7 protein-coding genes are annotated in these 7,349 nt (G+C 70.7%); 3 read left to right on the top strand and 4 right to left on the bottom strand.

The annotated features are described in order from the left end of the window. Window positions 1-63: 63 nt before the first annotated feature. Window positions 64-432: a cupin domain-containing protein gene (locus tag ACIBG7_RS43505; protein WP_397340143.1), complete on the bottom strand. Its 369-nt coding sequence runs from the start codon at window positions 430-432 to the stop codon at window positions 64-66. Continuing rightward, window positions 432-1,370 (bottom strand): branched-chain-amino-acid transaminase, encoded by a 939-nt coding sequence (ilvE, locus tag ACIBG7_RS43500; protein ID WP_357936740.1) that lies wholly within the window; start codon window positions 1,368-1,370, stop codon window positions 432-434. The genes ACIBG7_RS43505 and ilvE overlap by 1 nt, the downstream gene beginning before the upstream one ends. A gap of 71 nt (window positions 1,371-1,441) precedes the next feature. Here ilvE and ACIBG7_RS43495 point away from each other — a divergent pair, with 71 nt between their 5' ends. After that, on the top strand, window positions 1,442-2,371 hold the full coding sequence (locus ACIBG7_RS43495) for a LysR family transcriptional regulator (protein WP_397340142.1): 930 nt from the start codon (window positions 1,442-1,444) through the stop codon (window positions 2,369-2,371). A 65-nt stretch (window positions 2,372-2,436) separates the two neighbouring features. Here ACIBG7_RS43495 and ACIBG7_RS43490 read toward each other — a convergent pair whose 3' ends face one another. Both ACIBG7_RS43490 and ACIBG7_RS43485 read right to left on the bottom strand, forming a co-directional pair. Then, window positions 2,437-3,474 carry an aldo/keto reductase gene (locus ACIBG7_RS43490; protein ID WP_357936744.1) on the bottom strand — a complete coding sequence of 346 codons (1,038 nt, stop codon included), beginning with the start codon at window positions 3,472-3,474 and terminating at the stop codon, window positions 2,437-2,439. Window positions 3,475-3,494: 20 nt separating this feature from the next. Beyond that, window positions 3,495-4,349 carry an MBL fold metallo-hydrolase gene (locus tag ACIBG7_RS43485; RefSeq protein WP_357936746.1) on the bottom strand — a complete coding sequence of 285 codons (855 nt, stop codon included), beginning with the start codon at window positions 4,347-4,349 and terminating at the stop codon, window positions 3,495-3,497. Between the two features lie 73 nt (window positions 4,350-4,422). Between ACIBG7_RS43485 and ACIBG7_RS43480 the strand changes: the two genes are divergently transcribed. Next, the gene (locus ACIBG7_RS43480; protein ID WP_397340141.1) at window positions 4,423-5,382 is read left to right on the top strand and encodes a LysR family transcriptional regulator; all 960 of its coding nucleotides are present in this window, start codon (window positions 4,423-4,425) and stop codon (window positions 5,380-5,382) included. Window positions 5,383-5,489: 107 nt separating this feature from the next. Beyond that, window positions 5,490-6,893 carry an MFS transporter gene (locus ACIBG7_RS43475; protein ID WP_357936750.1) on the top strand — a complete coding sequence of 468 codons (1,404 nt, stop codon included), beginning with the start codon at window positions 5,490-5,492 and terminating at the stop codon, window positions 6,891-6,893. Window positions 6,894-7,349 lie beyond the last annotated feature (456 nt).

Here is a 7,349-nt window from a genome sequence, read left to right as displayed (position 1 = left end):
GCGGGGTGCTTTGGATGCGCTTTGCGAAGCCTTTCGGCCAAGCCGGCCGCCGCCTGGTCGGCTTCAGCGTGTGGAGGGCCAGCTCGGTGTGGTCGGGGGCGCCTGTTCAAGCTCGGCCCAGTCGTCTCGTACCGGGGCGAACACCTCCACCACGACCGCGCCCTCCGGCCCCGCTTGGGCCTCGTGAGGAACGTCCGCGAGAATGCGCCAGGTACCGCCGGGTCCGAGGTCGCGGGTCTCCTGGCCCACGCGGAAGGTGACCGTACCCTGCAGGCAGAGGCCGATCTGCTCGTTGACGTGGCGGTGCTCGGGGACCAGGCCGTTCGGTGGCAGCTCGACGACGGCCAGGGTGAGCTGCTCGCCCTGGACCACGCGGGCCAGGACGTCCTTCCAGATCCGGGTGGGCGGGATGGCGTTCAGGTGGGTCAGCATCAGGCGGCTCCGTACACGGGTGTGGTCCATTCGGAATGGTCGGGATTCTCACGGCGGCTGATCGCCTGCAGCAGGCGTTGTACGGCAAGCGTCGCCTCGCCTGGGTGCCCGTCTCCGACGGGCCGGCCGTCCACCTCGACGACCGGGGCGACGAGCACCGCCGTACCGCACAGCAGGAGCTCGTCACAGGAGTAGAGCTCCGAGCGATGCACGCGCCGTTCCTCGACGAGGGCGCCGGTGGTCTCACCCAGGAGGTGCATGACCTGCCGGCGGGTGATGCCGGGAAGGATGTCGTCTGTCGCGGCGGGGGTGGCCCAGCGCTCGCCGGTTCTGATCAGCACGTTCGAGGTGGTGGCCTCGGCGACGTGGCCGTCGCCGGTCAGCATGATGGCCTCGTCGAAGCCGTGGCGCAGCGCCTCGGTCTTGGCCAGGGCGGGACCGACGTAGCTGCCGATCACCTTGGCCCGGTTGGGCACGGCGGCGTCGCCGGTCCTGCGCCAGGCGCTCACCATGCAGCGCACCCCGCCCCGGTCGATGTAGTCGCCCGGCATGGGGGTGGCGGCCAGGTACAGGCGCGTGCCGCAGTCGTGCATCCGGACGGCCAGCTGCTCGCCGGCCTGCAGCAGGAGGGGCCGCACGTAGGCGTCGGCGCGCACGTCGTTGCGGCGTAGCAGCTCGATGGTCAGGCGGGTCAGCTGGTCCGGGTCGTACGGCAGCTCCAGTCCGAGGATGCGGGCCGAGCGGGCCATCCGCTCGTAGTGGGCCCGCGCCTCCAGCAGGTAGAGCTCCTGGTGATTCGGGTTCCAGCAGGCCCTGATCCCTTCGAAGGTGCCCGTGCCGTACGAGACCGCGTTGGCCAGGACGCTGAGCCGGGACTCCTTCTCAGGCACGAACGCGTCCTCGGCGTAGACCTCGGCGTAGGGGGTTCCGAATCGCATGCCGACAGCATGAGCGCACCGTCCGTTAAGGACAATCGACAGCTTCTTAATGGAGGGTTTAGCGTTTCCGTATGCTCGATGTAGCCCGACTCCGCGTTCTGCAGGAGGTGGCCCGCCACGGGTCGCTCACCCGCGCCGCTACCGCGCTGTCGTACACCACCTCGGCGCTGTCGCAGCAGATCTCCGTGCTCGAGCGGGAGGCCGGGGCACGACTGCTCGAACGGCATGCCCGGGGCGTGCGGCTGACGGAGGCAGGCCGGGCGCTCCTGACCCACACCGAGCGGATCATGACCGAGCTGCGTGCCGCCGAGAGCACGCTGGCCGCGATCTGCGCCGGAGCGGGCGGGAGGCTGCGGTTCGGATCGTTCACGACGGCGAACGCCACGCTCATGCCCATGGCCGTACGCGCCTTCCTCCGCGAGCGGCCCGCGGTCTCGGTGGAGCTGATCGAGGTCGAGCGCGACGAGGCCGTGGCCGCGGTCGCCGCGCACGAGCTGGACCTGGCGCTCGTGTACGAGTTCCCCGTCGTCCCCCTGACCGCCCCCGCGAACGTCGAGGTGCGCCCGCTGCTCGTCGACCCGCTGCACATCGCGCTGCCGCCGGACCACCGCCTGGCCGGACGCCCCCGCATCCGGCTGGCCGACCTGGCCGAGGAACGGTGGATCCAGGGGGTGCACCGGGGCTCCACGCTCGACGTGCTGCCCCGGGCGTGCCGGCAGGCGGGATTCGAGCCGGTCGTCGCGTTCAGGACCGACGACCAGATGACGGTGAGAGGGCTGGTCGCCGCCGGGCTGGGGGTGGCGCTCGCCCCGTTCCTCACCCTTCCCGCGACCGCTCCCGACCTGGTGGTGCGCCCGCTGGACGAACCGTCGCTGACCAGGACCGTCATGACCGCCACGCCGGCACAGCAGCACCGGCTGCCCGCGGCCGTCGCGATGATCGAGCACTTGTGGGCGGTGGCCGCGGAACTCAGGGGGCTGGACGGGCGGATTTCACCATGAACCGCCCCCCGGCGGCACAACCGGTCGCCTGCCGTACCGCAGCTGTCAGTGGCGGGCGACGACGCTCAGCCGGCGATGGGCGGGTCGAGGCGGGCGAACCCCTCCTGACGCCGGTACTGGGAGTAGGGGTAGGGGGCGGTCCGGAGGCTCGCCGCGTCGAGCCGGGCGACGTGTTCCGGGGTGAGGGCCCAGCCGATGGCGCCGAGGTTGTCGCGAAGTTGCTCCTCGTCACGGGCGCCGATGATGACCGACGCCACGGTGGGCCGGTCCAGCAGCCAGTTGAGGGCGACCTGCGGGACGGTCTTGCCGGTTTCCTCCGCGACCTCGTCGAGCACGTCGACCACGGTGAACAGGTGCTCCTCGTCCACCGGCGGGCCGTACGAGGCGGTCCGGTGCAGGCGGCTGCGGGCGGGCAGCGGCGCGCCACGGCGGACCTTGCCGGTGAGCCGGCCCCAGCCGAGCGGGCTCCACACGAGCGCGCCGACGCCCTGGTCCAGGCCGAGGGGCATCAGCTCCCACTCGTAGTCCCGGCCGACGAGCGAGTAGTAGACCTGATGCGCGACGTAACGCGGATAGCCGTGGCGCTCGGCGGCCCCCAGCGACTTCATGAGCTGCCAGCCGGAGAAGTTGGAGACGCCGACGTAGCGCAGCTTCCCGGAGCGTACGAGGTCGTCGAGCGTGGACAGCACCTCCTCGACCGGCGTGCCCGCGTCGAAGGCGTGCAGCTGGAACAGGTCGATGTGATCGGTGCCCAGCCGGCGCAGCGCGTCCTCGACCGCCTTGATCAGCCGAGTGCGCGAGGTCCCGGCGTCACCCCGCCCGTCGCCCATCGGCAGTCCGGCCTTCGTCGACAGCAGCACCTCGTCGCGACGGCCCTTGACGGCCGCTCCCAGGACCTCTTCCGACGCGCCGCCCGAATAGACGTCGGCACTGTCGAACATGGTGACGCCGGCCTCGAGGCAGATGTCCACGAGGCGGCGGGCCTGCCTGACGTCGGTGTCGCCCCACTCGCCGAACAGCTCGCCTCGGCCGGCGAAGGTGCCGGCGCCGAAACTCAGTACGGGGACCTTGAGGCCGGACGCGCCCAGGCGTCGGTATTCCATCAGATGACTCCTTCTGTGCTTCACAGTGGTTGCCAGGTGGCGCCGTCGGCGTCCTGGCGTACGCGGCCGAACACCACGTCGGCGAAGTGCACGCCGAACCCGAGGGTGTCCGGCCGCCGGAGCTCGGCCAGCAGCCAGTGGCGCTGGCGGGCCGACCCGGCGGGGTCGTGATCGGCGCCCGACGACCACTCGGGGTGGCGGACCTGGACGGGGGAGTGCAGCGCGTCGCCGAACGCCAGCAGCCGCCGTCCTCCCGAGCTGATGACGAAGACAGCGTGCCCCGCGGTGTGGCCGGGGGCGAGCCGTACCCGCACACCAGGGAAGATCTCCTCCGCGTCGCGCACGAGCCGCAGCCGCGGCGCGAGCATGGAGAGCATCAGGCCGGTGACGCCGTGCTCCTCGGCGAGGTGGCGGTGCGCCCATTCCTGCTCGGCCACCAGGAAGGCGGCGCCGGTGAAGACCGGCGGGTCGACGCAGGCCCAGCCCAGATGGTCGGCGTGCAGATGGGTGAAGGCCACAGTCTGGATCTCGCCGGGCGCGCGCCCGAGCCGGTCCAGGTTCTCCAGCAGCGCGCCCCCGTGAATGGCGCCGACCAGCGGGTGATCGGGGTCCTCCGGTACGGCACGCGGTCCGAACCCCGCGTCGATGAGCAGGGCCCGGCTGCCGTGCTCGATCAGCAGCCCGCCGATGCCCGCCACCAGGTGGCCGGTGTCGTTGAGATGGTCGGCGTGCTCCATCCAGTCGCGCTCGGTGGCCGCGGGCAGCCAGCCACGTGGCCTGAGCTGCACCACGCCGTCGGGTACGTAGCTGATCCGCAACGCGCCGAGCCGGAGCGAGCGGATCCCCGACGGCCTGCGTAGCCGTCTGTCGATCATGGTGCCTCCTCGGCCGGTGTTCGCCGTCCCACCGTGACGAAGAGGACGTACAGCATCAAGAACGACATATGTCATGATTCATTCGCAGAACTCATCGTTCGAGGTGGAGGGCATGGAGCGGCACGAGATCGAGATCTTCCTGACGCTGGCCGAGGAGTTGCACTTCGGGCGTACGGCAGAGCGGACAGGGGTGTCGCAGAGCCGGGTCAGCCAGACGATCGCCAAGCTGGAGCGCCGCATCGGCGTCAAGCTGTTCGCCCGCACCAGCCGCCAGGTGGCCCTGACCGCCATCGGACAGCAGTTGCGGGGCGGCATCGAACCGGCCCATCGCCGCATTCAGGAGGAGATCGCCAAAGCGACGGCGGCGGGGCGCGGCATCACGGGAGTGCTGCGCGTCGGTTTCTCCGGTTCGTTCACCAGCAACCTCATCCTCCAGGCCGCCGACGGCTTCTCGGCCCGCCACCCCGGCATCGAACTGCACATCCAGCAGGTGCAGATCAGCGACCCCTACGCCTCGCTGCGCGCCGGCGACGTCGACCTCCAAGTCACCGAGTTGCCCATCGACGAGCCCGACCTGACCGTGGGCCCGGTCCTGATCTCCCAGCCCCGGGCGCTGCTCCTGCCGGCCGGCCACTCCTTCGCCCGCCACGCGTCGATCAGCGTGGAAGATCTGGCCGAGATGACCCTGCTGACCGTCGGCGGAGCCGTCCCCGACCACTGGCGCGAGCATCACTTCCCGCGCCGGACGCCCACGGGCCGGCCGATCCCTCAGGGCCAGGCCATCCTCTACTGGGAGGACGTGCTCTCACTCGTGCTGGCGGGCAAAGGCGTCTGCCCGGTCTCCGCTGCCGGTGAGCGCTACTACATGCAGCCCGGCCTCGCCTTCGTCCCCTTCCGGGACGCCCCGCCCATCGAGTACGCGCTCGTGTGGCCGAGTGCCCGCGGGACGGCCAAGGTTCGGGCTTTCGCGCGGAGCGCCCATGAGTTCACCAGAAGTCTCGGCGGGCCCGAAAGGGTCCTGGACACGCTCTGAGCTCCGTCGATAACCATGGCTGATCGATCCTTCCCGCCTTCAGCCTTGTTGCGGCCACACCCGAGACCCGACGTTTAGGAGGTCCGAAAAATAGAGGAAGGCTGACCATGACCCTGCTCCAGGAAGCGGCTCCCGCCAGACCGGTGATGACCGGCCGGCAGAAGCTCATCCTTGTACTCCTGCTCGGTTCCCAGTTCATGCTGGCGATCGACTTCTCCATCCTGAACGTGGCCCTGCCGGTGATCGGCGAAGGGCTGGGCTTCAAGCTGGCCAACCTGCAGTGGATCGCGACCACGTTCGCCCTGTGCGCCGCCGGTTTCACCCTGCTGTTCGGCCGCGTCGCCGACCTGTTCGGCAGGCGCCGGCTGTTCCTCGCGGGAATGGCGCTGCTCGGCGTGTCCTCGCTGGTCGGCGGGCTGGCGATCAACCCTGAGATGTTGCTGGTCGCGCGGGTCGCCCAAGGGCTCGCGACCGCCATGGTCACCCCCGCCGGACTGGCGCTGCTGACCACCTCTTTCGCAGAAGGGCCGTTGCGTCAGCGGGCGCTCGGACTCAACGGCGCACTCATGTCGGCGGGTTTCACCACGGGCGCGATCCTCGGCGGTCTGCTGACCGACCTGCTGAGCTGGCGCTGGGCGTTCCTCGTCAACGTTCCCGTCGCCGTGGCCGTCCTCGTGGCCGCGCCGCGCGTGATCAGCGAGAGCCGGCCCGCCGGCCGTCCCCGGATGGACCTGCCGGGCGCCATGACCGTCACCGGCGGTCTCCTGGCGCTGGTCTTCGGCCTCACCAACGCCGCCGAACACGGCTGGAGCGACTCGACGACCCTCGCGTCACTGGCGGTCGCCGTGGTCCTGCTGGTGGCGTTCTGGTTCGCGGAGAAGCGGGCCGCCGCGCCCCTGGTGCCGCTGCCCATTCTCAAGCGCCCCGCCGTGAGCTGGGGGAACCTGGCCGGCCTCATCGCGTTCCTCACTGAGACCTCCCTGGTCTTCCTGCTGACCCTCTACCTGCAGAAGGTGCTCGGCTACTCGGCGCTGGCCACGGGTCTGGCCTTCGGCGTGCTCGGCCTCGGCACCGTCGTCGGCGGTGTCATAGCGCCCAGAGTCCTGGCCAGGACCAGCGTCAGGACGGTGATCACCGCCGGATTCGCCGTCCAGGCCGTCGCCACCGCGTCCCTGTTCCTGCTCGGCGACGACCGCGGCTCCCTCGCGCTGCTCCTGGTCGCTACCTTCGTCGGCGGCGTCGGCAACATGCTGGCCATCGTCGGCTTCATGGTTGCGGCCACCTCGGGCCTGCCCGACAGCGAGCAGGGCCTCGCCACCGGCCTGGCCACCATGACCCAGCAGGTCGGCATCACCATGGGCATCCCCATCATGAGCGCGGTCGCCACCGCCGGGATGTCCGGCGGCGCCACGGTACTGGAAGGGGTGAGCACCGCGATCCTGGTCAACGCGGCCCTTGTGCTGGCCGGCGCGGTGACGGCCTGGCTCTTCCTGCGCCGCCCCGCGAACTGACCTGCGGGATCGCCTGGTCCCGCGAGCCACCCGACGACGCGGCCCGCACGATGGCGGCGGGCCGCGTCGCGGGTGGCACACTGCTGCGTCCGGCGGCCCGGCAGCGGTCCAACTTTCATTGGATTACGTGTCCCCGGACATCGATTCTGATCATCAACGGGGCTGGGGCTCCGCCCCTGGGCGCGTCTGCGTTCCACTCCGCCGATGCTCTCTGTAGCTTCCCGCCGCACAGTCCAGCAGTGAGAGCTCCTCTGCTCTGACAGGCCCGGCGGCGGAGGACGGGTGGCATGCGGTCGCCACCCGTCTCGCCGGTGCCGTGGGCGGCACCACGGCTGTGCGGTCAGAGCCGCTTCCTTCCAGCTCACGGCGTGTTGCCCATGCACGCTCAGCCGAGGAGTGTCGTCAGGATCAGCTGGTAGAAGACGAGGTAGGCCAGCAGCGAGAGGGGAAGGGCGG

The sequence above is a fragment of the Nonomuraea sp. NPDC050328 genome, assembly GCF_044459405.1.
Classification (GTDB): domain Bacteria; phylum Actinomycetota; class Actinomycetes; order Streptosporangiales; family Streptosporangiaceae; genus Nonomuraea.
This window is presented reverse-complemented; position numbering and strand designations above follow the sequence as displayed.

Bases quoted from the DNA above. Each gene is read 5' to 3' on its own strand.
- ACIBG7_RS43505 (WP_397340143.1), bottom strand. From the start codon at position 432: ATGCTGACCCACCTGAACGCCATCCCGCCCACCCGGATCTGGAAGGAC.
- ilvE (WP_357936740.1), bottom strand. From the start codon at position 1,370: ATGCGATTCGGAACCCCCTACGCCGAGGTCTACGCCGAGGACGCGTTC.
- ACIBG7_RS43495 (WP_397340142.1), top strand. From the start codon at position 1,442: ATGCTCGATGTAGCCCGACTCCGCGTTCTGCAGGAGGTGGCCCGCCAC.
- ACIBG7_RS43490 (WP_357936744.1), bottom strand. From the start codon at position 3,474: ATGGAATACCGACGCCTGGGCGCGTCCGGCCTCAAGGTCCCCGTACTG.
- ACIBG7_RS43485 (WP_357936746.1), bottom strand. From the start codon at position 4,349: ATGATCGACAGACGGCTACGCAGGCCGTCGGGGATCCGCTCGCTCCGG.
- ACIBG7_RS43480 (WP_397340141.1), top strand. From the start codon at position 4,423: ATGATTCATTCGCAGAACTCATCGTTCGAGGTGGAGGGCATGGAGCGG.
- ACIBG7_RS43475 (WP_357936750.1), top strand. From the start codon at position 5,490: ATGACCCTGCTCCAGGAAGCGGCTCCCGCCAGACCGGTGATGACCGGC.